This is a genomic window from Pseudomonas graminis, assembly GCF_013201545.1.
Classification (GTDB): domain Bacteria; phylum Pseudomonadota; class Gammaproteobacteria; order Pseudomonadales; family Pseudomonadaceae; genus Aquipseudomonas.
The window spans coordinates 3646306-3672943 of the sequence record NZ_CP053746.1 but is presented as its reverse complement, the minus strand read 5'-3'; the positions used below and the strand labels follow the sequence as shown (position 1 = coordinate 3672943).

The following is a 26638-nucleotide window of genomic DNA, read 5'->3' as shown; positions in this document are numbered from 1 at the left end:
ATGCCCGAATGGCATCGGTTGTGCGGGTCAGGCTTCGACCAGACGGCCTTCTTCAAGACGCCACACGCGGTCCATCTGTCGGGCCAGCGTCATGTCGTGGGTCACCACCAGAAAGGCGGTGCGCGACAACGTGCTCAGCTCCAGCATCAGGTCCTGAATCCCTTGCGCCGTGTGAGAGTCAAGGTTGCCGGTGGGCTCGTCGAGCATGACCAGACCCGGCTGGTTGACCAGCGCGCGGGCGATCGCCACCCGCTGACGTTCGCCGCCGGACAGCTCCGACGGCTTGTGCGCCAGTCGATGCTTGAGCCCTACCCGCTCCAGCAGCGCGGTTGCACGCTGACGGGCTTCCGGAATCGGCGTCTTGCCGATCAGCAATGGCATGCAGACGTTTTCCAGTGCGGTGAACTCGGGCAGCAAGTGGTGGAACTGATAGACGAAGCCAAGGGCACGGTTGCGCAGCAGCCCGCGGGCCTTCTCGTTGAGCGCCGAAAGCTCTTCGCCCGCCAGCCAGACACTGCCTTCAGTGGGCGTGTCGAGGCCGCCAAGCAGGTTGAGCAAGGTACTTTTGCCCGAGCCCGAGCTGCCGACGATCGCTACGCGTTCGCCCGGGTGCAGCTCCAGTTGCAGGCCCGACAGGACGACCACGGATTCCGGACCTTCCTCGTAGGATTTGCCCAGGTTGCGGCAGCTCAGTACAGCTTTATCACTCATGCCCGACTCACTCATAACGTAGCGCCTCCGCCGGCTGGGTGCGCGCAGCACGCCAGGCTGGATACAGGGTGGCGAGAAAACTCAGGACCAGCGCCGCGCCGCATACGAGCAGCACGTCCTGGGCCATCAATTGCGAAGGCAGATAGTCGATGAAGTAGACATCCGCGTTGAGAAACTTGTGACCGATCAGACCTTCCAGCGCCGAAATCGCCGAACTGACGTTGAGTGCCGCAAGAATGCCGACACCGGCGCCGATCAACGTCCCGACCACACCGATGACCGTGCCCTGGACCATGAAGATCGCCATGATCTGGCCCGGGGTCGCGCCCAGGGTACGCAGAATGGCGATATCACCGCGCTTGTCGTTGACCACCATCACCAGCGTGGAAATGATGTTGAACGCCGCGACCGCCACGATCAGCAACAGCAACAGGCCGATGATGGATTTCTCCATGCCGATCGCCTGATACAGGTTGCCGTGAGTGCGGGTCCAGTCGCGGGAGTAATACTGGTGCTCGCCGAGGTTCTGGGCGATGTCGTATGCCGTGCGCGGCGCCTTGAACAGATCGGTGAATTTCAGGCGCAAGCCCTGCACCTGATCCGGCTTCCAGCGGTGCAGCCGCGCCAGGTCCTGCAGATTGGTGACGCCCAGGTAGCCGTCCAGCTCGCCGGCGCCGACATGAAAGATGCCGACCACGGTAAAGCGCTTCATGCGCGGGAACATGCCGGCAGGGGTCACGGTGACTTCGGGGGACACGAACGTGACTTTGTCGCCCATGCCGACACCGAGCTTGGTCGCGGCCTTGTCGCCGATCACCACGCCAAAGCCGCCCGCGACCAGGTCGTCAAGGCTGCCCTGCTTCATGAAACCGTCGATGATCGACACCTTGCGCTCCTGCGCCGGGTCGATGGCATTGAGCAGGATCTTCTGCACATTGCCGTTGTTGGTCAGCAGGCCTTGCATCTGAGTGAACGGCGCAACGGCCTCGACCTGTTTGTTCTGTTTGACCCGGGAGGCCAGGGCCTGCCAGTCATTGATCGGCTCGCCGGACTCGATGGTAGCGTGGGGCACCATGCCCAGCACGCGGGTGCGCATCTCGTGGTCGAAGCCGTTCATGACCGAGAGCACGACGATCATCACGACCACGCCCAGGGCGAGGCCGATCATCGACGTCAGGGAAATGAAGGAGACAAAGTGATTACGGCGCTTTGCACGGGTGTAGCGCGTGCCGATGAATACAAAAAGAGGTCTGAACATTTAGGGGCTTGTTCGGAGGAATGGGAACGTCCTTGTGGCGGGCCTGGGCAAGCGGCTTTACACTCGGATCACCACCGGATCACGCTCGAAAAGCTGAGCTATGATTTTGAGCAATCACTCTGACAACCGCCGCTACCATGGGTTCGCCATGCCGACACTAGATGAAGAAGAACGCCGCGAATACTACCGTATCGAGGACAGCGTCGCACTGGAAATTAACCGCATCGCCGGGCCTGGCACGGGAGAGGAACCTGGCCATCACGACACGTCCACGCTCTTCGATCTGCTGAGCGAATTGCACGTCGCCGAGTTTGAATCCCAGCACCTGCTGCGCCAGCTGGATGATCGAGACCGCACTACCAACAGCTTCCTTCGAGCGATGAGCAAGCGCATCGATCTGCTCGGCCAAGTGGTGGCGCACACCGCACTGGGCAAGCTGGGCGCGCCGCAGCGCGTGATCATGTCCGAGGGTGGCCTGCAATTCGAAACCCCTCAACCCTTCCAGCCCGGCACCGTGTTGTCGGTGAAAATGGTACTGATGCCCCAGGCGTCGGGGATGATGCTGCGGGCCCGGGTGACACATTGCGATACGTTGGCCATCGGCGATTTTGACGTCGGCGCGGAGTGGATCGACCTCACTGACGCCCAGCGCCAATTGCTCGCCCGACACATCCTGCAACGACAAGCCGCGCAGCGACGGCTGGCCCGTGAGCAGGCAGACCCCGACACCAAGCCTACCTGACCCCGGCACCCCTTATTCCAGCCCGACCTATTCCCGCGCCATGCGTACCAAGGAGTGATTGTGACCATTATTTACGGCCACCGCGGCGCCAAGGGCGAAGCACCGGAAAACACCCTGACCAGCTTTCAGGAATGCCTCAAACACGGCGTCAAACGCTGCGAACTGGATCTGCACCTGTCCCGCGATGGCGAGCTGATGGTGATCCATGACCCGACCCTCAAGCGCACCACCGACCGCCGCGGCAAGGTCGTCGAGCACGACGCCGCCGATCTCATGACCTACGACGCGCGCAAGGGCGGACCCGGCTGGGTGCAGCCCTGCCCCATTCCCCGCCTGGAAGAACTGTTCGAGAAATGCGCCTTCGATCACTGGCAGCTTGAGGTCAAAAGCGCGTCACGCACCCGCGCGGCAACCACCGTGCTGGCCATTCGTGAAATGGCTCAGCGCCACGGACTGCTGGATAAAGTGACAATCACGTCGAGTTCCCGGGAAGTACTGCGCGCGGCGCTGGAGCTGACACCGGATATTTCGCGCGGGCTGGTGGCGGAATACGCCTGGCTTGACCCGCTGAAAGTGGCTCAAGGGTATGGCTGCGAGATCCTCGCGCTGAACTGGACGCTGTGCACGCCCGAGCGCTTGAAGAAAGCCCAGAACCAAGGGCTGCATGTGTCGGTGTGGACAGTCAACGAGCCCGCGCTCATGCGCAGACTCGCCGACTTCGGCGTTGACAGCCTGATTACAGACTTTCCCGGTTTGGCCAGCGCCACCCTTGGGAAGTACTGAAATCGGTCTCCCCGGCCGGCTCAGGCCACCGGCCGGAGCCGCTCAAAAAAGCCGGTTCAGACCGTCATATGCCGCTACCCGATAGGCCTCGGCCATGGTCGGGTAGTTAAACGTGGTGTTGACGAAGTACTTGATCGTGTTCGCCTCGCCGGGCTGGTTCATGATCGCCTGACCGATGTGCACGATCTCCGATGCCTGGTCGCCGAAGCAGTGCACGCCGAGGATCTGCAGCGTTTCGCGGTGAAACAGGATTTTCAGCATGCCAACCGGCTCGTGGGAAATCTGCGCGCGAGCCATGCTCTTGAAAAACGCCTTGCCCACTTCGTACGGGACTTTGGCCACGGTCAGGTCATGCTCGTTCTGACCGATGGAACTGATCTCGGGGATGGTGTAGATCCCGGTCGGCACGTCGTTGACGAAGCGCCACGCGCCGTTGTCGACCGCACTGCCCGACGCCGAACGACCCTGGTCATAGGCCGCGCTGGCCAGACTCGGCCAGCCGATCACGTCGCCAGCGCCATAAATGTTCGGCTGGCTGGTGCGATAGGCTTCGTCGACATCGATCTGCCCGCGACCGTTGGCCTTGATGCCGACGTTTTCCAGACCCAGCTTGTCGGTGTTGCCGGTACGGCCGTTACACCACAGCAAGGCGTCGGCCTTGACCTTTTTGCCGGACTTGAGGTGAAGGATCACCCCGTTGTCCAGCCCTTCAACGCGCTCGTATTCCTCGTTGTGGCGCACCATCACGTTGTTGTTGCTAAAGTGATAGCTCAGGCCTTGGGAGATTTCCGAGTCAAGGAAGCTCAGCAACTGGTCACGGTTGTCGATCAGTTCGATTTCTACACCGAGACCGCTGAAGATCGACGCGTATTCGCAACCAATAACCCCCGCGCCGTAGATGATCAGTTTGCGCGGGGTGTGACCCAGACTGAGGATGGTGTCGCTGTCGTAGATGCGCTTGTGGGAGAAGTCGATATCAGCTGGGCGATAAGGCCGCGAGCCGGTGGCGATGATGATCTGGTTGGCAACCAGTTTTTCCACGACGCCGGTGTTGCATACCACGTCGATGCTGCGCTCGTCGGCGAAGCTGCCGGTGCCGAAGAACACGTCGACACGGTTGCGGGCGTAATAAGCGGTGCGTGATGCGACTTGCTTGTTGATGACCCTCTCGGCGTTCTTCAGGACGTCCGGGAAGGAAAACCAGCGTGGCTCACCGATGGCGCGAAACATCGGGTTGGTGTTGAACTGGATGATCTGTTTAACCGAGTGACGCAGGGCCTTCGACGGGATCGTGCCCAGGTGGGTGCAGTTGCCGCCGACCTGCCGACGGCTGTCGACCATTGCCACCTTACGCCCGGCCTTGGCAGCGTTCATCGCCGCGCCCTCACCCGCCGGGCCCGAACCCAGCACTACCACGTCGTAGTTGTAGACAGCCATGCGTACTCCTCAGAACTGGCCGAGACACCACTCTGGTGTCTCCGGCTGAATCATGCCGCCCGGGCGGCATGAAGGATCGAAACTCGCGGCGCAGTCTAGTCTCACCGAGGGCAAACGACCATTAACCCTTGGTCGCGTCCCTCGGCAGACCTCTCTGCGGTGCCGCAGGTCGAGCGCTGGAAACCTCACTCGACTGCAGAATTGCTGCGGATGATAAATCCCTTGCGTGACGATTCCTAAAAAAATCGCACGCCCAGGCATCTGTCCCTACGGCGACCCGAGGAATTCACTCGGCCAGATGCAGAAACAGACGGTGCGCCAGTTCCTTGCCGATGGCGCTGCGATAAATGCTCACCACTTCCTTGTTGTCCTTGGCCGCCTTGAGCATCGCCCTGTAACCCATCAGCCGCTGGTCCGGCAGTTTAAGGTGGGCGGCGGTGAAGGCATCCGAGGCCGCGTCCTCGCTGGCGTAGTGAAAATGCGCCCACCACAGCAGGTGGTCATCCTTGTCTCGGATCGCATATTCCTGCACGAAATCGTTGCGACGACTGCCCGACATGTTTTTTCGGCCGTCGACACGGGCAATGCGCACCTCATGTTGTCGATCCAGATAACTGACGCGACTGGCCGTCGGCGGCTGGCGCTTTATCATCTCGATACGCAGCTGACGTCCCTGCTCGCGAAATCGCTGTTCGGCGACACGCATTTCGTCCAGCAGGGGCTGTACTGATTCACCCTTGCCGTCTACCGCATGGGGATCTTCAAGATGAATCTGCAGCTTCTCCGCCAGCTCACCTAATTTGTCGGCCTTTTGCACCAGGATGTCTTCCATGTCCTCGGGCTCATTGGCACGGCGAGACTGGCGCACCGCGCTGGCAATCTCGGGCTCCACCCGATCCAGCAGGGCGCGGCTTCGACGCATGAGCTCTGCCAGTGGGACGATGCTGTCGCGATTGCCCAGCTTGCGTGGCTGTTCCTCGATTTCGACCCATTCCCCCTCCGCGTGCTGGTGGTACGCGCCGACCACCCGATCACCGGTGGCCGCCTTGACCTCCACGACTTCACCCAGTGAAGGCTCCTCGCCTTCACGCAATCGGCCGATCAACGTGCGGTGCCCTCGGGTTTTGATTACCCGCTTGCGTGTCTGCTTGAGCCTCGGGACATATTCCGCAGGCGTCTCGGCGGGCTCCTCGCTCTCGCGGATCAGGTCCGAAAGCCGGTGCTCGGCACGGTCGGAAATCGCCGACAGGTCCTCGAAGAATCGGTGGAAGTGCGGGGGATCGACCAGCTCGGGCTCGCTCTCGAAGGCGGCCAGGGCGACGATCGAGGCCCGGTCATATTCCCTGAGGGAGCTTTCCAGCACAGCGATCTGTTCGGCGATCGTGTAATCGTGTGGCCTTTCCAGCTCGGCCTGAGAGCTCAGCGCCGAGTGCAGCGAGTCGTCGTTGAGCATGCGCTTGAGCGTCACCGCCCTGTGGGTGTCCAGAATGGTCTCGGCGCTGAAACACAGTTCGAGGGACGACCACATGCGACTGGCGCGCCAATCAACGAGGGAGAACATCCTGTTGTTGTAAAACTCCAGCGCTTCCGTGCGCCAGTATGCCTCGCCGACTTTCGGCACCTCGCGCAACCGCTGCCACAGCCCTTCCCTGACCAGCGCCCAGTGCACTCCGCTCTCTTGCAGCACCAGCGACTTCTCGAACAGCCCCAGATAGATCCCGACATTCTCGAGAGAGAGAATCCCGGACACGGCGCGCATCCGGGCCAATTCTTCTTTGGCGACGATGAGCATGTCGCTGAGCAGCACGCCTTCCAGCAGACAGATCCGCCTGACGATGCCCTGCAGGTCCTTGGCATAGGTTTTGTCAGGGGTGCGATCGGCAGGACGCAATGACTGGTCGATAGCATTTTTGCGGTCGATGATCTCCATCACGGCGCGGATGTCTGTTTCCAGCAACGAAGTGATCTCATGGTGCCTTTCGAGCGGCAGGGCATCGATACGGTTGTCGTTCTCCACAATCCTGATGTAAAGATCGTTCTGGCGCTTGAGCAGCTCGGACTTTTCCGCGATGGCCAGCTTGAGTCGGGCGGCGTTTTCCAGCGCGAGTTGCCGGGCGCTGCGCTTGGGGCCGCCGCCGCGAAGGCGCAGCCCAAGGTCGAGACGCCAGACCTCACTCTCACGCGCAAGCCAGGGCCCGGTGAGTTCATCGTTTCGCGGGTCGATAATCTGCACGTGGTCGCTCACCTGAACCCTGTACACCGCACCATCAATGCGCGCGTACCACGCGCCATTCAGCTTATACAGCCCTTGGGTGCCAGCGGCGCCTGATGGCTCCGGCAGCAAAGGCGCTGGCCGGACTTCAAACGCCTGCAGCGCAACCTGCTGGGCAGCCGTGAGGCTCAGATCGGCGCGCGACCAGGAAAAATCCAGTTGGGTTCTCACTGTGCCGGGCAGCGGGTCGGGCTCTGCTACAGGCGTTGGCTCCGGGGCAAGGGTCGGACTGGGTGCAGCCAGCAGGTCTGCCAGATTCGGCCGAGCTACCCCTGCTGATCGCCCGCGCGCCGGGAGGACACGATTAGCCTGGGTGCTATGCAGCAGCAACATCGCCACGGTGAGCAGTAAATTGCCCATGGATTCTTCACGATCACGGTCAGTGGCATTGCGCTCAGAGGCCAGGGCCCCTTGCGCCTCGTTCATCATCTGCACCAGCCACAGCGCATTGCCGACGGGGCCGGAGACAAACGGCATGAGGGTCTCCAGCGCCAGCCAGCCACCGCGCTTGAGCAAGGCCCAGCGACTTTCTGCGTTGGAGGTGGACTGCCTGTCCGCCAGCTCGACCAGCGCTGCTGCATTGGCCTTGAACAGTGCAACCAGCGGGTCGCCGACGACCTCGTCGACGGCCAGCTGTGCAGGCGGTGGTGTCTCCAGCGGCGCGAACTCCGAACCCTGGCCGAAGCGCACGATGTGCGGCTGATCGAAGCCGCCATTGGCGTACACCTGCCGCGCGTGATCGTCCATCCAGGTCAGTACGTCGTCCTGAAGCTCTCCGGGTTCGACGATGGCCGCGCGCAGGGCGCCCCAGGATTCGAATTCGATCAGCGACTGACGGGAAAACGGTCGATACAGCACCACCGGGCCCGCGGCCGTATCGCGGTCACTGATCACGAAGGTGTTTGCGACCACATCGGCCGTCCTGCCAACCGTTGCGAGGAAGGCCAGCGGACGCAGGGTCGTGTCGCGCAGCGCTGAAGGGCGTTGCTCCGGAGGCTGCACGAGGGCGGCCACACGCTGATAGGCGCTGTCACAAAAATGCGCCTCGTGACGGATTTTCAGCTCCAGCGCCTGCAGGGGCAGTTGAGCACGAAGCGGGTCGATGTACGCCGCCTGGCGCCTGGCGGACTCGTCGGGGTCAGTGACCAGCACCCGTTTCAGCAGCGCTGGGTAGTGGCGGCCGATGTCCACCTGACACACCAGCAGCCGCAGATAATCGGCGCTGAACCAGTCAGGCGCTGGGGTGCCGTCCCTGTGCACCACCTGCAGTGCACCGGCCGGCTCGCCGGAAAGATTCTCCAGCGCAAACTCGGCGAGGCTCATGCGGACCGGTTCGACCAGGCCTGCGGTGACCACCTGACCACCGCCGGGAATCGCGGCGGCGACCACTTTGCGGATAACGACGTCCAGATCGGCGATCAGCAGATCTGCGGCCTCCGGGTGATCGGCGAGCATTTCGCGCTGCAGTTGCTGACTGGCGTAATCGAGCAACGGCGGAATGTCTTCGTTGAACGTGCTTGCTGCGCCCGCTGGAGCGCTCGCCAACGCAATCATTCGACGGCTGAAATCCATGCGGTCGGCGACGCTGGCCTTGCGCAACCAGTCTGGAAGCGTTTCGGGGCTTTCCAGGCCCGGAACGACGGGGAGCAGAAAAGGCGTGATGTCGGTAGCGGCGGCCATACGGCGATCGAGCTCGGCAAAATCCTCAGCGTCGGGGTGGTCAAGTCGGGCAACCTGCTGCAGCTGGAGGGCCAGCATCGACTGGGCCAGCGCACTGAACAGGTCACCCTCAACCTCGCGCAGCGTCCAGGCCTCGGCCTGGGTGGCTGACGGAGACCTACCGAGGCTGGCCATCAGATCAGCCAGCGAACCATGCCTGACGATGACACCCGGCGACTGCCAAGTGAAAAACATCTCCGTGCCGCCCCACACGCCGGTCGCTGCCAGCACGGGCAGCACTGACGCCGGTGAGGAAGCATCCACTGCCTGGGGGATGCAGGCACGAACGACATCGTCCGCATGGACCTTGTCGATACTCAGCATGAAATTGCGTTGGGTCTGGTCGGGAAAATAAGCGATGGGACGAAGGAAATCGCCCTCGTTTTTGTGCAGCGCCGGGGTGTCGTTCAACGCTCGCAGATAGCCCTTCTTCAGTGCATCAGACAGCCCCGCCCAAGGGCTCTGCCCATCGGCAGTCGGCGCTTCCCAGAAATCCATCAGCGCCTGCTGGAACTGTTCGTTCAGCGCCAGAGCAACCGTATCGACCAGAATATTCAGCTGATCGAAATCGATGGGCGTCGGGGTCGCGTCCTGTACGGCGGGATCGATGACAAGTGTGTTGGTCTCGGAGCGCCAGAGTGGAGTCTTGCCCGTCAGGAATGCCTGCTGCAGATTTCTGAACAGCGTTTCCGTGCGCTGACTGCCATCGGAGGCGGTTCGGGTGATGACGCAAATCTCGGGATCGATTTCAAGGTTCGGGAATTGTCGTTGCAGTGCGGCATGCAGCTGCCGAAGCGCGACGTCATGCAACGTCGGGCGCTGTGAAACCACAGCGATCAGGTCAAAGGTTGGGCTCATTTGCCAGTTAACTCGTGCAAGGGATGAAGAAGCGCTCAGCGGCCTGTGGGCACTGAGCAGATTTGCGGGGAGTTAAACCGGCAACGAGTCCGTAGGTGGAATACATAGATATTGTTTTTTGCGCGGGTGCAGCGGGACGTCCGTGGTCGATGCGCAGGGCGTTCTGATTGCCAACCGCCAGCTTTACACATATCGTTACAAATCTGGGGCGCCCAAGGCCAAGCGCGGGCGCCGCAGCAGAGGACGCATAAATATAACGGATCCCCCCAGCTAGACAGCTTAAGCGAGTAATTCCAGATGGCCTCGAACACGGGCAAAGGCAAGGCGATATTTCGCGTTGTCAGCGGCAACTTCCTTGAAATGTTTGACTTCATGGTCTACGGCTTCTACGCCACGGCCATCGCCAAAACCTTCTTCCCCGCCGACAGTGAATTCGCATCCTTGATGCTGTCGCTGGCGACCTTCGGCGCCGGCTTCCTCATGCGCCCGCTGGGTGCCATCTTCCTCGGTGCATACATCGACCACCACGGCCGGAAAAAAGGCCTGGTGATTACCTTGGCGATGATGGCCATGGGTACGGTATTGATCGCCTGCGTGCCGGGCTACGCGACCTTGGGCGTCGCCGCGCCGCTGCTGGTGCTGATCGGGCGTCTCCTGCAAGGCTTCTCGGCCGGGGTTGAGCTGGGCGGTGTGTCGGTGTACCTGGCGGAGATTTCCACGCCGGGCCGCAAGGGCTTCTTCGTTAGCTGGCAGTCGGCTAGCCAACAGGCGGCAGTGGTTTTCGCCGGTCTTTTGGGTGTTGGCCTGAACCACTGGCTGAGCCCGGAAGACATGGGTCAATGGGGCTGGCGTGTGCCGTTCCTGATCGGCTGCCTGATCGTTCCGGCGATCTTCGTGATTCGCCGTTCGCTGGAAGAAACCCCCGAGTTCGAAGCTCGTGCCCAACACCACCGCCCAAGCCTGGGCGAAGTGGTCAAGTCGATCGGTCAGAACTTCGGTCTGGTCATCGCCGGCATGGCGCTGGTGGTCATGACCACCGTGTCGTTTTACCTGATTACCGCTTACACCCCGACGTTCGGCAAAAACGAGCTGCACCTGTCTGATCTGGACAGCCTGCTGGTAACGGTCTGCGTGGGTATTTCCAACTTCATCTGGCTGCCGGTGATGGGCGCACTGTCGGACCGGATCGGCCGCAAGCCTCTGCTGCTGGCGGCGACCATTCTGGCAATCATCACGGCGTACCCTGCCCTGTCCTGGCTGACCGCCAACCCGAGTTTTGGCAACCTGCTGATGGTCGAGCTGTGGCTGTCCTTCCTGTACGGGTCGTACAACGGCGCGATGGTGGTTTCACTGACCGAAATCATGCCGGTCGAAGTGCGTACCACCGGCTTCTCCCTGGCTTACAGCCTGGCGACCGCGACGTTCGGCGGTTTCACGCCGGCGGCCTGTACGTACCTGATTCACGTGCTGGACAACAAAGCCGCACCGGGCATCTGGCTAAGCGGCGCGGCAGTGCTGGGCCTGATCGCCACGCTCGTGCTGTTCCGCAAGGGTCAGACGCGGATTCAAGGCGTGACGGCGGTCGGCTGATCGCCGAGAGCAGTAAGCGGCAAGCTTCAAGCTTCAAGCCATAAGCTCAAGCAAAAAAACGCCCCGATTAATTCGGGGCGTTTTTGTTTCCAGATGACACGGCCACTTTCTCTGGTGATTGACAGTCAGCCTTCGCGAGCAAGCTCGCTCCCACAGGATCGTGGGTCGCCTCGGGATTTCTGCCAGTTCGCTGGATTTGCTCACACATGAAAACGCCCCGAACCAGTCGGGGCGTTTTTTTACTTCGCAGTTCGGCTTGCAGCTTGCAGCTTGAGGCTTACCGCTTACCGCTGCTTTCAACCTACTTCGGGAAAGCTGGCGGGTTGACCCCGGTCATTTCTTCCATCACGCGGACCACCTGGCAGCTATAGCCAAACTCGTTGTCGTACCAGACGTAGAGCACAACGCGGTTATCCATGGCGATAGTCGCTTCAGCATCGACGACGCCGGCGTAACGCGAGCCGACGAAGTCGGTGGAGACCACTTCCAGGGAGTTCACGAAGTCGATCTGTTTGTGCAGATCGGAATACAGCGCGGTGTGGCGCAGGTACTCGTTCATCTCTTCGCGGGTGGTGGCCGTCCCCAGGTTCAGGTTGAGGATGGCCATCGAGACGTTCGGCGTTGGAACGCGGATCGCGTTACCGGTCAGCTTGCCAGCCAGCTCAGGCAGCGCCTTCGCTGCAGCGGTGGCCGCGCCGGTTTCGGTGATAACCATGTTCAGCGCGGCGCTGCGGCCACGGCGATCGCCCTTGTGGAAGTTGTCGATCAGGTTCTGGTCGTTGGTATACGAGTGAACCGTTTCAACGTGACCGTTGACGATGCCGAACTTGTCGTTGACTGCCTTGAGCACTGGCACGATGGCGTTGGTGGTGCAGGATGCCGCGGAGATGATCTTGTCATCGGCGGTGATCTGCTGGTGGTTGATGCCGTGCACGATGTTCTTCAACTTGCCCTTGCCCGGTGCGGTCAGGACCACGCGATCAATACCCGGGCATTGCAGGTGCTGGCCCAGGCCGTCGGCGTCACGCCATACGCCGGTGTTGTCGACCAGCAGCGCGTCCTTGATACCGTATTGGGTGTAATCCACCTCGGCCGGGTTCTTGGCGTAGATCACCTGAATCAGGTTGCCGTTGGCGCAGATGGTGTTGTTGGCTTCATCGATGGTGATGGTGCCGTCGAAAGGACCGTGGACCGAGTCACGGCGCAGCAGGCTTGCGCGCTTGACCAGATCGTTTTCAGCGCCCTTGCGGACCACGATGGCGCGCAGACGCAGGCCGTCGCCGCCACCGGTTTTTTCGATCAGGATGCGTGCCAGCAGACGACCGATGCGACCGAAGCCGTACAGCACGACGTCAGTGCCTTTGCGCTCGCCGGAGTTCTGCTGACCGATGATTTCGGCCATTTCTTCGCGGACGAACTCTTCAGGGGTGCGGCCATTGGCCTCGGCCTTGTACTTAACCGCCAGCTTGCCCAGGTCCACCGAAGCGGCGCCCAGTTTGAGCTCGCTCATGGCTTTGACGAGGGGGAATGTCTCGTGTACGGACAACTCGCTGGCGTCGGCCTGGCGGTGACGCGCAAAGCGGTGTGCTTTGAGAATCGCGATGACTGAACGGTTGATCAGGCTGCGGCCATAGATCGAACTCACCACATTATTATTGCGGTAGAGCTGACCGATAAGCGGGATCATCGCCTCGGCGAGGGCTTCACGATCGATCCATTCACCAAGACACTGGTCGGGCTTCTGAGTCACGGGAACCTTCCACATGTAGGGGCTGAAAAAAGGGACTACATTATGCACAGGCCTTTGTTTATGAGCAATCCAGACTTTCCACGACCTGGAGCACTACATAATTGCGAGCGCACAAAACTGACAGCGTCTCTGCGGATTAGTTACACTCCCCGGCTTTGCCGCAACGCCTGGAGCTTTAACTTCCGTGCCCGTTCTGCGCCTACCGATTCTGCCTGCTGCAGCAGGCAAACAACATTGGGGTAACCTCCCCGGTGCCGCCCTGAGTCTCGCCATTGCCGAGGCTGCCAGCGCCGCTAAACGCTTCACTCTGCTGCTCACCGCAGACAGCCAGAGCGCCGAGCGCCTGGAACAGGAACTGAAGTTTTTCGCCCCCGAGCTCCCGGTCCTGCATTTTCCCGATTGGGAAACCCTGCCCTACGACCTGTTTTCGCCCCATCAGGACATCATCTCCCAGCGCATCGCCAGCCTTTACCGGCTGCCGGAACTGGTGCACGGCGTGCTGGTGGTGCCGATCACTACCGCCCTGCACCGTCTGGCGCCGACCAGTTTCCTGCTGGGCAGCAGCCTGGTCCTCGACGTGGGCCAGAAGCTCGACGTCGACGCCATGCGCACCCGCCTTGAAGCCAGCGGTTATCGTTACGTTGACACGGTGTATGAGCACGGTGAGTTCACCGTCCGTGGCGCGCTGATCGACCTGTTTCCGATGGGCAGCAAACTGCCTTACCGCATCGACCTGTTCGATGACGAGATCGAAACCCTGCGCACCTTCGAGCCGGAAACCCAGCGCTCCATCGACAAGGTCGATTCGGTGCGTCTGTTGCCGGCGAAAGAATTCCCGCTGCAGAAGGAAGCGGTGACGCGTTTCAAGGCGCGTTTCCGCGAACGCTTTGACGTGGACTTCCGGCGCAGCCCGATCTTTCAGGACTTGAACAGCGGCATCACGCCGGCCGGTATCGAGTACTACATTCCGTTGTTTTTCGAAGAAACCTCCACGCTGTTCGATTACCTGCCCCAGGACACCCAGGTGTTCTCGATGCCAGGGATCGAAGCGGCGGCCGAGACCTTCTGGAAGGACGTGCGCAACCGCTATGAAGAACGCCGGGTCGATCCCGAGCGGCCGTTGCTGCCGCCGGCCGAGCTGTTCCTGCCGGTGGACGATTGCTTTGCCCGCCTGAAAAACTGGCCCCGTGTGGTCGCGAGCCAGGACGACGTCGAAAGCGGCGTCGGTCGCGAGCGTTTTCCGGCGCAGGTTCTGCCGGATCTGGCCATCGAAGCCAAGGCAAATCAACCGCTGGCGGCGCTGTCGAAGTTCCTCGGCGAGTTCCCGGGACGCGTGCTGTTTACTGCCGAATCCGCCGGTCGCCGTGAAGTGTTGCTGGAGCTGCTCGAACGCCTGAAGCTGCGCCCGAAAACCCTGGACAGCTGGCAGGAGTTCGTCGACAGCAAGGAGCGTCTGGCGATCACCATCGCGCCGCTGGACGAAGGTCTGGTGCTGGAAGAGCCGGCGCTGGCGCTGGTAGCGGAAAGCCCGTTGTTCGGCCAGCGGGTGATGCAGCGTCGTCGCCGCGACAAGCGCGCCGACAGTCACGCCAGCGATGCCGTGATCAAGAACCTCGCCGAGCTGCGTGAAGGCGCCCCGGTGGTGCACATCGACCACGGGGTCGGCCGTTACCTGGGGCTGGCAACGCTGGAGGTAGAGAACCAGGTCGCCGAGTTCCTCATGCTGGCCTACGCCGAGGAAGCCAAGCTGTACGTGCCGGTGGCCAACCTGCACCTGATCGCTCGCTACACCGGCAGCGATGACGAGCTTGCGCCCCTGCACCGTCTGGGTTCGGAAGCCTGGCAGAAAGCCAAGCGCAAGGCCGCCGAACAGGTGCGCGATGTGGCCGCCGAGCTCCTCGATATCTATGCCCGCCGCGCGGCACGCGAAGGGTATGCCTTCGCCGATCCGAAGCTGGACTACGACACCTTCAGCGCCGGCTTCCCGTTCGAAGAAACCCCGGACCAGCAGACCACCATCGAGGCCGTGCGCGCCGACATGCTCGCGCCCAAGCCCATGGACCGTCTGGTCTGCGGCGACGTCGGTTTCGGCAAGACCGAAGTGGCCATGCGCGCGGCGTTCATCGCCGTGCACGGCGGCCGCCAGGTGGCGATTCTGGTGCCGACCACCCTTCTCGCCCAGCAGCACTACAACAGTTTCCGCGACCGCTTCGCTGACTGGCCGGTGACGGTCGAAGTCATGAGCCGCTTCAAATCGGCGAAAGAAATCAATGCGGCCGTGGCCGATCTGGCTGAGGGCAAGATTGACATCGTCATCGGCACCCACAAGTTGCTGCAGGACGACGTCAAGATCAAAAACCTAGGGCTGGTGATCATCGACGAAGAGCACCGCTTCGGTGTGCGTCAGAAGGAACAGCTCAAGGCCCTGCGCAGCGAAGTCGACATTTTGACCCTCACCGCGACGCCGATCCCGCGCACCTTGAACATGGCCGTGGCCGGCATGCGTGACCTGTCGATCATCGCCACCCCGCCGGCGCGTCGTCTGTCGGTGCGCACCTTCGTCATGGAGCAGAACAAGCCGACTGTCAAAGAGGCGTTGCTGCGTGAGTTGCTGCGCGGCGGTCAGGTGTACTACCTGCACAACGACGTGAAGACCATCGAAAAATGCGCGGCCGATCTGGCCGAACTGGTGCCGGAAGCGCGCATCGGCATCGGCCACGGGCAGATGCACGAGCGCGATCTCGAACAGGTGATGAGCGACTTCTACCACAAGCGGTTCAACGTGCTGATCGCCTCGACCATCATCGAGACCGGCATCGACGTGCCGAGCGCCAACACCATCATCATTGAGCGCGCCGACAAATTCGGTCTGGCCCAGCTGCACCAGTTGCGCGGCCGGGTCGGGCGCAGTCACCACCAGGCGTACGCCTACCTGCTGACGCCGCCGCGCAAGCAGATCACCCCGGATGCCGAAAAGCGTCTGGAGGCGATCGCCAACACCCAGGACCTCGGCGCAGGCTTCGTGCTCGCCACCAACGACCTGGAAATCCGGGGCGCCGGCGAGCTGCTCGGCGACGGCCAGAGCGGGCAGATTCAGGCGGTGGGCTTCACCCTCTATATGGAAATGCTCGAACGCGCGGTGAAGTCGATCCGCAAGGGCGAGCAGCCGAACCTCGACCAGCCGCTGGGTGGCGGTCCGGAGGTCAATCTGCGGGTGCCGGGGCTGATTCCCGAGGCCTATTTGCCGGACGTTCATACGCGCCTGATTCTGTACAAGCGCATTGCCAACGCCGCCGACGAAGAGGGTCTCAAGGACCTGCAGGTCGAGATGATCGACCGCTTCGGTCTGTTGCCCGAGCCCACCAAGAATCTGGTGCGCCTGACGTCGCTGAAGTTGAAGGCCGAGCAACTGGGCATCAAGAAAGTCGACGCCGGTCCCCAGGGTGGGCGCATCGAATTCGCGGCGGAAACCCCGGTCGACCCGCTGACACTGATCAAGCTGATCCAGAGCCAGCCCAAACGCTACAAGTTCGAAGGCGCCACGCTGTTCAAATTCATGGTGCCGATGGAGCGCCCCGAGGAGCGCTTCGCCACGCTGGAGGCGCTGTTCGAACGCTTGACCCCACCGCCATCCAAAAAATCGGCTTAAGGATTCACCATGGGTTTGATCCGCTCCTTCACCCTGCTGCTGGTGCTGTTTGCCCCGGCGGCCTTCGCCGATGGCACCTATCAGGTGGAACTGATCCTGTTCCGCCAGAACGGCGAACCGGCGGCGACCAATCAACCCGCGCCGGAAGACTGGGCCGCCGGGGCGCAACCACTGGGCGCGGACAACCAGACGCCCACAGCGCTCGACACGCTAGCGAACAAGCTGGAATCAAGCGACGGCTATAAAGTGCTGCTGCACACCGCCTGGCAACAGGACCTCAGCGCCACCCCGAGCAAGGTGGCGATCAGCGACGGTCAGGAACAGTTCGGCCACTTCCCCATTGAGGGCACCGTAAGCCTGGGTCTGGCGCGCTTTACCGACATCGATGCGAACTTCTGGGTCAACCAGTTGGACAGCCACGGCGTGCTGGTGACCAGCGAGCGCATGCGTCAGGCGACCCGGGTCAGAAACGGAGAACTCACCTATATGGACAACGGAAGCCTCGCCCTGCTGATCAAGGTTTCTCCTGTCCAGCCATCGCGTTGACGCAGGCCTAGACGTGGCGTCCAACCTGGAAAAAGCCCTCGCCCTGCCGTGGGAACCGCTGTTCAAAACCCAGGCGGTCGAGCGTGGCCTGGAGTACGCGCGGCAGAAGCGCGTCATCCTCGAACACCTGAGCGCAGACATCGTGCGCACGGTGTGCCGAGGCTCAAGCCTGGAGAACTACACCCAAACGCTGCTGTTCAAGGACCCCGAGCGCACGCGCAATTTCATCGTCGGGAAATGCACCTGCCCGGTCAGGAACAACTGCAAGCATTGTGCAGCGGCGCTGTTCTTTATGCAGGACCCGGAAAACAGCCCCGGGATTCTGGCAGCGGTCGACGGCGAATCGGTTGCGCGCAGGCCGAAAGTCGTCGAGCAAAAACCCAAGCTGCCCGAGCGTCTGGAAAAGAACATCAAGCCCGAGCCGCGGCTGATTCTCGCCAGCTTCGAGTACAGCGCCTACGAGCCGCGCAACGGCAAGATGCAGCGGCACATCCAGCACCGCGCCGCCCTGGCGTTTCGCTACCGCGAGTCCTATGTGTCCGGCGTGCCCGCCCCTGGTCGTGGCGGCGACATCCTCTGGAACCTGCCGGACGAAACGCTGCGTATGCGCCGGCATCCGGCGCGTGAAGGCGAATACCGCAAGCAGCTTCAGGAACTGGGCTTTCGCATCGCCACCCGGCAGAGCAAGGCGCTGCCGGACAGTGCCGGCGAAATGTTCGAGCTGCCCACCGACAAGGCCTGGCTGAGCTTCATTCTCGACGAGTTGCCCCGGCTGCGCGCCGAAGGCTGGCAGATCGAAATGAGCGAAGACTTCGGCTTCGACGTGACCCCGGTGGACGACTGGTACGCCGTGGTCGACGACGAGCCGGAGCGCGACTGGTTCGATCTGGAGCTGGGGATCATCGTCAACGGCGAGCGGCTGAGCCTGCTGCCGATCCTGATAAACCTGCTGCGCACCCACCCCGAGTTGATGACCCCCAGCGGCATTGCCAAGCGTCGGGACGACGAGCAGTTGCTGGTTCAGCTCAACCATTTCACCCAGCGTGGCGGCGTGCCGATTCAGGTGGCGCTGCCTTATGGCCGGCTGAAACCGGTGCTGGCGACCCTCGGCGATTTCTATTGGCGGGAGGACGGCAACAACGCCATTCGCCTGAGCACCGCCGACGCCACGCGGCTCCGGCAGCTGGATGACCTGCCGCTGGTGTGGCAAGGCGGCGACCGGCTGCGGCAGTTCTCCGAGCGACTGGTGAACATCAAGGATGTGCGCGGCGAGGTGCCGGAAGGCCTGAATGCGACGTTGCGGCCTTATCAGCTGGAGGGCTTGAGCTGGATGCAGGCAGTGCGCGAGCTGGAAGTCGGCGGCGTGCTCGCCGATGACATGGGCCTGGGCAAGACCCTGCAAACCCTGGCGCACCTGCTGCTGGAGAAACAGGCCGGGCGACTGGACCGGCCGGCGCTGGTGGTGATGCCCACCAGTCTTATTCCCAACTGGATGGACGAGGCGAAGCACTTCACGCCGCAACTCAACGTGCTGGCGCTATTCGGCACCCAGCGGCATCAGGATTTCAAGCACCTGCAGGAGTACGACCTGATCCTGACCACTTACGCGCTGCTGCCCCGCGACGTCGACGTGCTCAGCCAGCAACTGCTGCATGTGCTGGTGCTCGATGAAGCGCAATACATCAAGAACCCCAACAGCAAAGCGGCCCAGGCGGCGCGGCAGTTGAATGCGCGGCAGCGTCTGTGCCTGAGTGGCACGCCGCTGGAAAACCACCTGGGCGAGCTGTGGTCGCTGTTCCATTTCCTGATGCCCGGCTGGTTGGGCGATGCCAAGCAGTTCAACAGCAATTACCGCACGCCGATCGAGAAGCTGGGCAACGAGCAGCGCCTGGAGCACCTCAACGCTCGGATCAAGCCGTTCCTGCTGCGCCGGACCAAGGAGCAGGTGGCGACCGAGCTGCCGCCGAAGACCGAGATCGTGCATTGGGTCGAGCTCAATGACACCCAGCGCGATGTGTACGAGACCATGCGCCTGGCGATGGACAAGAAGGTCCGCGACGAGATCACCCGAAAAGGCGTGGGGCGCAGTCAGATCATCATTCTTGAAGCGTTGCTCAAGCTGCGTCAGGTCTGCTGCGACTTGCGGCTGGTCAACAGCGAGCCGGTCAATCCGCGGCAGTCCAGTTCGGGCAAGCTCGATAGCCTGATGGAGATGCTGGAGGAGTTGTTTGCGGAGAACCGCAAGATTCTGTTGTTCTCGCAGTTCACCTCGATGCTGGAGTTGATCGAGGCGGAGTTGAAGCAACGCGGCATTGCGTATTCGCTGTTGACCGGGAAGACCAGGGATCGGCGGGTGCCGGTGCAGGATTTCCAGAGCGGCAAGCATTCGATTTTTCTGATCAGTCTGAAGGCGGGTGGCACGGGGTTGAATCTGACGGCGGCCGATACGGTGATTCACTACGATCCGTGGTGGAACCCTGCGGCGGAGAATCAGGCGACGGATCGGGCGTATCGGATTGGTCAGGATAAGCCGGTGTTCGTGTACAAGATGATTGCGCGGGGGACGGTGGAGGAGAAGATTCAGCATTTGCAGCAGGAGAAGGCGGCGCTGGCGGCCGGTGTGCTGGATGGGCGCCAGGCCGGGGACTGGAAGTTGCAGGATGAGGATATTGCGGCGTTGTTTGCGCCGTTGCCGGTGGTGGCCAAAAAGGTCAAGCGCTAAGGCAGCTTATTTTTTGGATCAAGAGCGTCTGCCTGGGGGCAGACTGTTTCGCCTTCGGCGAGTTACTTGGAAAAGCACCCCAAGTAACCAAAGGTGCTTGCTCTCGGTTTGGCCCCTCGTTCCTCGGGATTCCTTCACTCCGGTCTCGCTCCGTGGGCCCGCGCCGAACGGACATCCATGTCCTGACGGCGCTCTCGCCGCATCCATGCGGCTCGGCCCACTCCGCGAAACCTGCGTTCAGCCTGCACCAAAGTCGCGATTGGCGGTGACTGGTCTTCTTCCGTACGAAGATCAAAAGCGCGCTTACGCTTAGTAGGACCGGCTTTAGCCGGGAAGCCTTTGATTTGATCGTTCCCACGCTCTGCGTGGGAATGCATCCTCTGACGCTCCGCGTCCATTCCGGCTGACGCCGCCGCCCCCCGGGGTATACGCGGAGCTTTTAGTGGGACCGGCTTTAGCCGGGAAGAGGCCGGTGTGGGTGCTGGAAATGTTGCGGATGTACAGGATCGGGGAAACCGGTTTCACCCCGCCGCCCGTACCTCTTCTTCAGCCCATTTCACGTAACACACCACTACAGGCATGTCGTGTTCGGCGCAGAAGTCGATCCAGCGCAGTTGGTTGTCCTGCAGGCGGTCGCCGGGGCCTTTGACTTCGATCATTCGGTAGCGGCGTTGTTCGGGGTAGAACTGGATGAGGTCGGGCATGCCGGTGCGGTTGGCTTTGATGTCTTGCAGCAGGCGGCGGAACCAGCGTTTGAGGTGCTGCGCCGGGAGGCAGTGCAGCGCCTGGTCCAGCAGCTCCGGGGTGAGGGTGCCCCAGAACACGAAGGGTGATTGCAGGCCGAATTTGCTGGCGTAGGTGTCGCGGATCACCGTTTCGTAGCGCTGGTCGTCGAGTTGCGCCAGGCATTCGTCGAACAGGGCCGCGCGGCGCTGGTAGAAGTCCGGGCTGTAGAGGTCGCTCGGTGCGCTGTGGAAGGGGTGGAAAAACGCCCCCGGCAGCGGCGCGAAGATTGCCCGCCAACAGAGCAGACCGAACAGCGAATTGACCAGCGCATTCTCGACGTAATGCACCTCGCTGCCCTCTTCCGCCAGGTGCTGCTGAATCAGCCGTTCGACGCTGTGATCGGGCAGCGGCAGCACGCTCAGATCAAGCCGGCTGACTGTACGCTTCATTCTCTTCTGCACACTGCCGTCGCCCAGCTTGCGCATCAGACGCGGCTGAATGCGCAGCAGGTGCTGGGTTTCCTCGTCGTTTTCCGGTGCCGATTGCGCTTGCAGCAGCAACGTCATTGCGTCGAGGAATTGCTCGCTACGTTCGAGCACGCGAATCCTGCGCACACGGGCGCCGGGGTAGCTGGACTGCGCGTAGACGCTCAATGCCAGCGGCCAGTCCTGTTCGCGTTCGGCCTGCTGACCGATCTTGAACAACAACTTGGCGCGACGCATGGCCAGCCAGGGATTGTCGGTCGTGACCGCCAGCGCCTGCGGCGCCAGGTCGGCCAGTGCCATACCGTCGTCCAGCGCCTGTCGGCAGTTGTGCAGGTGCAGGCAGATGTCGATGTCGGCGCGTTGATTGATGCCGCGGGACTCGACGGAAAATTCGACTTTCTCGTAGCGATAGATGCCCAGGTCCGCGAGGACAAACTCCGACCATTCCTGGTACAGATTGCCGAAGTACAGCAAGCGCAGCCGGTCGCACAGGGGCATGACCTGGAGGGCGAAGATCACTTCTTCGAAGCCGGCAAACCAGTGTTCCAGTCGTTGGGGAGCTTCGTAGATCGGCAACAGGCGCTGCAAGAGGTCGGATTTTTTCTCGGCGCTTTTGACGCCATGGGCTTTGAAACACTGGCCCAGTTCGTCTTTGCGCAGCAGCGCGAACAGGGCGTGGAGATCCAGATGGGGTTGGCCGTCGACCCAGCCTGTTTCCAGCAACGGCGCGGCGGCCAGTCGGACATCGCCGATTTCTGCGTAATCCAGCTTGCTGGCGCGAAACAGCGTGCCTTTGCGCATGACCATGCGCACCAGCAACGCCTGTGCCGATTGCGGCAGCAAGGCAAAATCGTCGATGAAACGCCGCTCGTCTTCATCGAGCAGGTCGTCGTAGCGCTGGGCGATCCAGTTCAGCACCTGGCGGAAGTTTTCCAGGTAGTAAAACGGATTGTCGAGGGGAGAAAGGCTCACGGCGAGGTCACGTAAAGGCTGACGGAAGAGCGTCAGGATACTGGTTATCCGTACAGATTCCAGCCCTGCCTGCTGTAGGATGGCGCCCGCCCGATCAACGGCGCAGAGCAAAGGGCGCTGCCCACCCGCTACACTTCCTCAACGTATTTTCAGGAGATCGCCATGCCTTCCACCGGCAAACCCCTTGTTTATCTCGCGGGCTTCGACGTGTTTCGTGCTGATGCCATCGAGCACGGCCGCGCGTTGAAAGCGTTGTGCGATCAGCACGGTCTGGAGGGGTTGTACCCTTTCGATAACGACGTGCCCGAAGGGCTTACGCCTGAAGAAGCGGCCGCGGTCATTTGCAACGCCAATATCGCAATGATCAAACGCTGCGACGGGGTGCTGGCGAATCTAAACGCATTTCGTGGTGCCGAGCCGGATTCAGGCACCGCCTTCGAAGTGGGCATGGCCGTTGCGCTGGGCAAGCCGGTCTGGGCGTATTTTGAAGCAAGCGGGTCGCTGCGCGAACAGATCGAACATGACGCGGCGGGCTTCGACGCGCAGGGGTTTCAGGTGGAAGATTTCGGTCTGCCGCGCAATTTAATGCTGGCGTGTACGTGGGCCGGCAGTAGCGATACGGCCGAAGAAGCGATTGAGGCATTGGCTGCGCATCTGGCTGGCTGAACCCAACCCCTGTAGGAGTGAGCTTGCTCGCGATGGCGTCGTATTTACCACTGAATATCCAGCGGATGTACTGGCCTCTTCGCGAGCAAGCTCGCTCCCACAAGGTTTGCATCTGCTGCGAGACCGCGGAGCGGTTCACGACTGGAGATATCCGACAATCTAGCGCTGACGCCCTCTTCTATTCCAGGTTCGACGAACTGATGTCCAGCTTGTCAGTGTCCGCAAACTCGTCCAGGTCCAGTTCGCTTAAATCCAGCTCGCCCTCGGGATCGCGGTCTTCATCGGAATCGGCGTCGTTGAGGGGCGATTGATCACCGCCGAAATGATCGCCATCGTGTGCCAGATAGGCCACTGATTGGGTGTCTGGCTGGCGGGTCTGTAGCTGCATCTGTACCTGCATCATTGAGGCTCCGAAAGTGAATGGCTCCACGCAGGCTAACCCAATCGGCGGGGTAAAAGCACAGCTCAGGACCAATTGCGGAAAGATCCGCCGTCATCGCGCAGCATCTGCACCATGGCGTGGGCGGCAGGCGACAGATAGCCCTCGCGGCGCAGCATCACGCAAATGGTCCGGGTCATGGTGGTCTGTTCCAGCGGCACCTCGCGCAGGTCCTGCATGTTCTTGCCGAACTCCAGCGTCTCCCGGGCGATGAAACTCAGCAGGCTGGTCTGCGCGATCAGCCGAGGCAGCAGGGAAATCGAGTTGGACTCGATCTGCACTTCCGGCAGCGGCAGGTCGTGGCGGGCGAAGGCGTCGTCGACCCAGATCCGCGACGACACCCCCGCAGGCGGCAACACCCAACGGTACCGACTCAAGTCGCGCATCTCGAATGGCGCAGTGAAGATCGGATGATTGCGGCTGGCGATCACCACCGCTTCGTCGGTGAGGATCGGGTAGTAGGTGAATTCCTCTTCGGCGCTGCGCTGGGCGCAGATGATCATGTCCAGGTGCCCGGAGCGCAGTTGCTCGCGGAGCATGTCGTCCTGGCCGATCACCAGCTTGAGCGTGACCTGCGGCGAGCGTTTGAGCAGCGCACTGGTCAGTTCCGGCAGCAGGTACTCGGCCATGGTCGCCGCACAGCCCAAACGGATATCCCCTACCGCGCCACTGGCAAAATCCCGCACCTCGCGCTGGGTCTGGGCGATGCTTTGCTGCAACACCTTGCCCCGCGCCTGCAGCAGTTCGCCCACGGGGGTGAGCTTGATTCTGCGGCCGTCGCGCTGGAACAGTTTGGTACCGAAAGATTCCTCCAGCCGCTGGATGCTTTTGGTCAAGGCCGGCTGGCTGCGATTGAGCTTTTCCGCCGCGCGCCCCAAGTGACCGAGCTCGGCGATGATTTCAAAATAGGTCAGGTCACGCAGGTCCATATATCAACCAAAGTTATCAATTCATGATTATTAGAAAATAGACTTGATCGATTGCGCTGTCGATACTGGGCGTCATTGGAAAACACCTATCAGGAAACGCCAATGCTCTGGAGATCCGCGTTGCCACGCCCCACCTCGTTCGCCCTCGCCCGCCAGCACCCGCTCATCCAATGGTTGCTGCTCATCCTCATGGCCGGTAGCGCCGGCCAACTGTTCAAATACTTTCACGTACCCGCCGCGCTGTTTCTCGGGCCCATGCTGGTGGCGATCGGCTTCGGCGTCGCCGGGGCCAGCATTCGCCTGAACAAGCACGTGTTCCGTCTCGGTCAGGGCACGGTCGGGGTGCTGGTCGCCCATTCCATGACGGTCGGCGTACTGCTGGCGGCGATGCAGTCGTGGCATGTGATGGTCTTCGCCACCTTGCTCACCGTCGCGCTGAGCGCGGTGGTCGGGATTGCCATGGCGCGGTGGGGCGGCATTCAGAGCAGCACCGCGGCGTGGGGCACTTCGCCGGGCGCAGCGTCGGCGATGGTTGCGATGTCCGAGGATTACGGCGCCGATTCGCGGGTGGTCGCCACCATGCAATACGTGCGGGTGGTCTGCGTGGTAATGGTCGGCGCGCTGGTCAGTCGGCTGCTCGGCGCCGATGCTGGCGGTTCGGAGGCTCACAGCACGGACGCACTGCTGCACGGGATGAACCTGCTCAATCTGGGATTGAGCCTGCTGGTGATCGGGGTCGGCGTGACGCTCGGCAGTCGCTTGCCAGCCGGGGCGTTGCTGGTGCCCTTGTTGCTTGGCGGCGCGTTGCAGCTGAGCGGCGTGCTGCAGATCACCCTGCCCACTTGGGTACTGGCGATTGCCTACGGCGCGATCGGCAGTTACATCGGCTTGCGCTTTGATCGGGTGACCATCAGCTATGTCTGGCGGCGGCTGCCGGCGATGATCGTCGGCGCGCTGGTGCTGATTCTGCTCTGCGCCCTGTCGGCCTGGGGCATCGCGGAAATCATGGGCAAGGACTTTCTCTCGGTGTATCTGGCCACCAGCCCCGGCGGCCTTGATGCCATGGCGATCATTGCCATCGACACCCACTCGGACGTCGGTTTCGTGCTGGCGATGCAGACCCTGCGGCTGTTCGCTGTGATCGTGACGGGCGCGTACATCGCCCGGCAAGTGATTCGTGTGTCGCAACGCTTCGCCTGAATGAACCCAGGCAAATCCAGCGGCACGCACGCCGATGGAATCTTCAGCGATCCGGCGACCTCCAACGCTGCACACTCATTGGAGGGGAACGCCATGGCCAAGTTGAAAATTGCCACGTTCAACATCAACGGCATCCGCGCGCGTTTGCCCATTCTGTTGCAATGGCTGGAAAAGGAAGCGCCTGACATCGTCTGTCTGCAGGAGCTGAAAGCTGCTGACACAGCCTTCCCCGCCGACGACATCCGCAATGCCGGCTACGGCGTGATCTGGCAGGGCGAGCCGTCATGGAACGGCGTGGCGATTCTGTCCCGGGACAGTGAGCCGCTCGAGATCCGCCGGGGCTTGCCGGGCAATGAGAAGGACAAACACAGCCGCTATCTGGAAGCGGCCGTGCAGGGCGTGATCGTCGGTTGCCTGTACCTGCCCAACGGCAATCCGCAGCCGGGGCCGAAGTTCGACTACAAACTGGAATGGTTCGAGCACTTCATCACCCACGCCGACTCGCTGCTCAAGAGCGAGCATCCGGTGGTGCTGGCCGGTGACTACAACGTCATCCCCACCGACAACGACATCTACAACACCCGCTCATGGCTAAAGGACGCCTTGCTGCAACCGGAAAGCCGCGCGTGCTTCGAGCGTTTGCTGGAGCAAGGCTGGACTGACGCCCTGCGCACGAAATTCCCGGACGAGCGGATTTACACGTTCTGGGATTACTTCCGCAACCACTGGAAGACCAACTCCGGGCTGCGCATTGACCACCTGCTGTTGAGCAAGGATCTGGCGCCCAAGCTTAAAAACGCTGGGGTGGACCGCTGGGTCAGGGACCTGCCCCACGCCAGCGACCATGCACCGACGTGGATTGAGTTGAAGGTTTGACCGAGATGCGCAAATCCTCAAACAACACATAACCTGCAGGAGTGACCGGGGTGGGGCTCCACCTTGCTCGCGAAGAGGCCGGGACATGCGCTACATCTTCAGCGGCTGAGACACCGCGTTCGCGAGCAAGCTCGGCTCCCACATGGAACTGCGCCTGATCCAGTAGCGGCGGTGGTGCGCACCACCGGTTTTGTGGCGGACGCACAACAGAAAGCACACGCACAAACCTGTGGGAGTGAGCTTGCTCGCGAAGACGGCAGTTCAGACGCTAAAGATATAGCGGATGTACTGGCGTCTTTGCGAGCAAG

The 26638-nt window shown here is 61.8% G+C and carries 17 protein-coding genes and 1 pseudogene; 10 read left to right on the top strand and 8 right to left on the bottom strand.

Annotation, left to right across the window (positions count from 1 at the left end):
• Positions 1-27: 27 nt before the first annotated feature.
• Positions 28-711, bottom strand: a complete 684-nt coding sequence (gene lolD / locus FX982_RS16340; RefSeq protein WP_172611644.1) for a lipoprotein-releasing ABC transporter ATP-binding protein LolD — start codon at positions 709-711, stop codon at positions 28-30.
• A 7-nt stretch (positions 712-718) separates the two neighbouring features.
• Positions 719-1969: a lipoprotein-releasing ABC transporter permease subunit gene (locus FX982_RS16335; protein ID WP_122538033.1), complete on the bottom strand. Its 1251-nt coding sequence runs from the start codon at positions 1967-1969 to the stop codon at positions 719-721.
• Positions 1970-2117: 148 nt separating this feature from the next.
• On the opposite strand from FX982_RS16335, the gene FX982_RS16330 reads away from it, so the two are divergent.
• Both FX982_RS16330 and FX982_RS16325 read left to right on the top strand, forming a co-directional pair.
• Positions 2118-2711, top strand: coding sequence for a PilZ domain-containing protein (locus tag FX982_RS16330; RefSeq protein WP_172611643.1), 594 nt, complete (start codon positions 2118-2120; stop codon positions 2709-2711).
• A gap of 60 nt (positions 2712-2771) precedes the next feature.
• Positions 2772-3494, top strand: a complete 723-nt coding sequence (locus FX982_RS16325) for a glycerophosphodiester phosphodiesterase (RefSeq protein WP_122538031.1) — start codon at positions 2772-2774, stop codon at positions 3492-3494.
• A gap of 42 nt (positions 3495-3536) precedes the next feature.
• On the opposite strand, the gene sthA is transcribed toward FX982_RS16325, so the two are convergent.
• Together sthA and FX982_RS16315 are read right to left on the bottom strand one after the other, a co-directional pair.
• The gene (sthA, locus tag FX982_RS16320) at positions 3537-4931 is read right to left on the bottom strand and encodes a Si-specific NAD(P)(+) transhydrogenase (RefSeq protein ID WP_172611642.1); all 1395 of its coding nucleotides are present in this window, start codon (positions 4929-4931) and stop codon (positions 3537-3539) included.
• Between the two features lie 286 nt (positions 4932-5217).
• Complete coding sequence (locus FX982_RS16315; protein WP_172611641.1) at positions 5218-9780, bottom strand: dermonecrotic toxin domain-containing protein; 4563 nt, start codon at positions 9778-9780, stop codon at positions 5218-5220.
• A 297-nt stretch (positions 9781-10077) separates the two neighbouring features.
• Between FX982_RS16315 and FX982_RS16310 the strand changes: the two genes are divergently transcribed.
• Positions 10078-11370, top strand: coding sequence for an MFS transporter (locus FX982_RS16310; protein WP_172611640.1), 1293 nt, complete (start codon positions 10078-10080; stop codon positions 11368-11370).
• 301 nt (positions 11371-11671) lie between these two features.
• Here FX982_RS16310 and FX982_RS16305 read toward each other — a convergent pair whose 3' ends face one another.
• The gene (locus tag FX982_RS16305) at positions 11672-13135 is read right to left on the bottom strand and encodes a glyceraldehyde-3-phosphate dehydrogenase (protein WP_172611639.1); all 1464 of its coding nucleotides are present in this window, start codon (positions 13133-13135) and stop codon (positions 11672-11674) included.
• 169 nt (positions 13136-13304) lie between these two features.
• Here FX982_RS16305 and mfd point away from each other — a divergent pair, with 169 nt between their 5' ends.
• From mfd to FX982_RS16290, 4 genes and pseudogenes are all read left to right on the top strand, one after another.
• Positions 13305-16769 carry a transcription-repair coupling factor gene (mfd, locus tag FX982_RS16300; RefSeq protein ID WP_172611638.1) on the top strand — a complete coding sequence of 1155 codons (3465 nt, stop codon included), beginning with the start codon at positions 13305-13307 and terminating at the stop codon, positions 16767-16769.
• A gap of 9 nt (positions 16770-16778) precedes the next feature.
• A complete protein-coding gene (locus FX982_RS16295; protein WP_172611637.1) occupies positions 16779-17315 on the top strand; it encodes a CsiV family protein in 537 nt (178 codons plus the stop codon).
• A 13-nt stretch (positions 17316-17328) separates the two neighbouring features.
• Positions 17329-17842: pseudogene (locus FX982_RS24855) on the top strand (SWIM zinc finger family protein); the annotation flags it as partial.
• A gap of 77 nt (positions 17843-17919) precedes the next feature.
• A complete protein-coding gene (locus tag FX982_RS16290) occupies positions 17920-20037 on the top strand; it encodes a DEAD/DEAH box helicase (protein WP_438826333.1) in 2118 nt (705 codons plus the stop codon).
• Between the two features lie 521 nt (positions 20038-20558).
• On the opposite strand, the gene FX982_RS16285 is transcribed toward FX982_RS16290, so the two are convergent.
• The gene (locus FX982_RS16285) at positions 20559-22220 is read right to left on the bottom strand and encodes a VRR-NUC domain-containing protein (protein WP_172611635.1); all 1662 of its coding nucleotides are present in this window, start codon (positions 22218-22220) and stop codon (positions 20559-20561) included.
• Positions 22221-22382: 162 nt separating this feature from the next.
• Here FX982_RS16285 and FX982_RS16280 point away from each other — a divergent pair, with 162 nt between their 5' ends.
• Positions 22383-22886 (top strand): nucleoside 2-deoxyribosyltransferase, encoded by a 504-nt coding sequence (locus FX982_RS16280; protein ID WP_172611634.1) that lies wholly within the window; start codon positions 22383-22385, stop codon positions 22884-22886.
• Between the two features lie 178 nt (positions 22887-23064).
• On the opposite strand, the gene FX982_RS16275 is transcribed toward FX982_RS16280, so the two are convergent.
• Both FX982_RS16275 and FX982_RS16270 read right to left on the bottom strand, forming a co-directional pair.
• Entirely contained in the window at positions 23065-23289 is a 225-nt protein-coding gene (locus tag FX982_RS16275; protein ID WP_172611633.1) for a hypothetical protein, read from the bottom strand.
• 62 nt (positions 23290-23351) lie between these two features.
• On the bottom strand, positions 23352-24254 hold the full coding sequence (locus FX982_RS16270) for a LysR substrate-binding domain-containing protein (RefSeq protein WP_172611632.1): 903 nt from the start codon (positions 24252-24254) through the stop codon (positions 23352-23354).
• A 102-nt stretch (positions 24255-24356) separates the two neighbouring features.
• Between FX982_RS16270 and FX982_RS16265 the strand changes: the two genes are divergently transcribed.
• Both FX982_RS16265 and FX982_RS16260 read left to right on the top strand, forming a co-directional pair.
• Entirely contained in the window at positions 24357-25454 is a 1098-nt protein-coding gene (locus tag FX982_RS16265; RefSeq protein ID WP_172611631.1) for an AbrB family transcriptional regulator, read from the top strand.
• A 93-nt stretch (positions 25455-25547) separates the two neighbouring features.
• Positions 25548-26330: an exodeoxyribonuclease III gene (locus tag FX982_RS16260; RefSeq protein ID WP_172611630.1), complete on the top strand. Its 783-nt coding sequence runs from the start codon at positions 25548-25550 to the stop codon at positions 26328-26330.
• The last annotated feature ends 308 nt before the right edge of the window (positions 26331-26638 follow it).

Coding starts and splice junctions, on each gene's coding strand:
- FX982_RS16290 (WP_438826333.1), top strand. CDS start 17,920: ATGCGCCGGCATCCGGCGCGTGAAGGCGAATACCGCAAGCAGCTTCAG.
- FX982_RS16270 (WP_172611632.1), bottom strand. CDS start 24,254: ATGGACCTGCGTGACCTGACCTATTTTGAAATCATCGCCGAGCTCGGT.
- FX982_RS16295 (WP_172611637.1), top strand. CDS start 16,779: ATGGGTTTGATCCGCTCCTTCACCCTGCTGCTGGTGCTGTTTGCCCCG.
- FX982_RS16330 (WP_172611643.1), top strand. CDS start 2,118: ATGCCGACACTAGATGAAGAAGAACGCCGCGAATACTACCGTATCGAG.
- FX982_RS16310 (WP_172611640.1), top strand. CDS start 10,078: ATGGCCTCGAACACGGGCAAAGGCAAGGCGATATTTCGCGTTGTCAGC.
- FX982_RS16275 (WP_172611633.1), bottom strand. CDS start 23,289: ATGATGCAGGTACAGATGCAGCTACAGACCCGCCAGCCAGACACCCAA.
- FX982_RS16335 (WP_122538033.1), bottom strand. CDS start 1,969: ATGTTCAGACCTCTTTTTGTATTCATCGGCACGCGCTACACCCGTGCA.
- FX982_RS16260 (WP_172611630.1), top strand. CDS start 25,548: ATGGCCAAGTTGAAAATTGCCACGTTCAACATCAACGGCATCCGCGCG.
- FX982_RS16280 (WP_172611634.1), top strand. CDS start 22,383: ATGCCTTCCACCGGCAAACCCCTTGTTTATCTCGCGGGCTTCGACGTG.
- sthA (WP_172611642.1), bottom strand. CDS start 4,931: ATGGCTGTCTACAACTACGACGTGGTAGTGCTGGGTTCGGGCCCGGCG.
- FX982_RS16305 (WP_172611639.1), bottom strand. CDS start 13,135: ATGTGGAAGGTTCCCGTGACTCAGAAGCCCGACCAGTGTCTTGGTGAA.
- FX982_RS16315 (WP_172611641.1), bottom strand. CDS start 9,780: ATGAGCCCAACCTTTGACCTGATCGCTGTGGTTTCACAGCGCCCGACG.
- lolD (WP_172611644.1), bottom strand. CDS start 711: ATGAGTGATAAAGCTGTACTGAGCTGCCGCAACCTGGGCAAATCCTAC.
- FX982_RS16265 (WP_172611631.1), top strand. CDS start 24,357: ATGCTCTGGAGATCCGCGTTGCCACGCCCCACCTCGTTCGCCCTCGCC.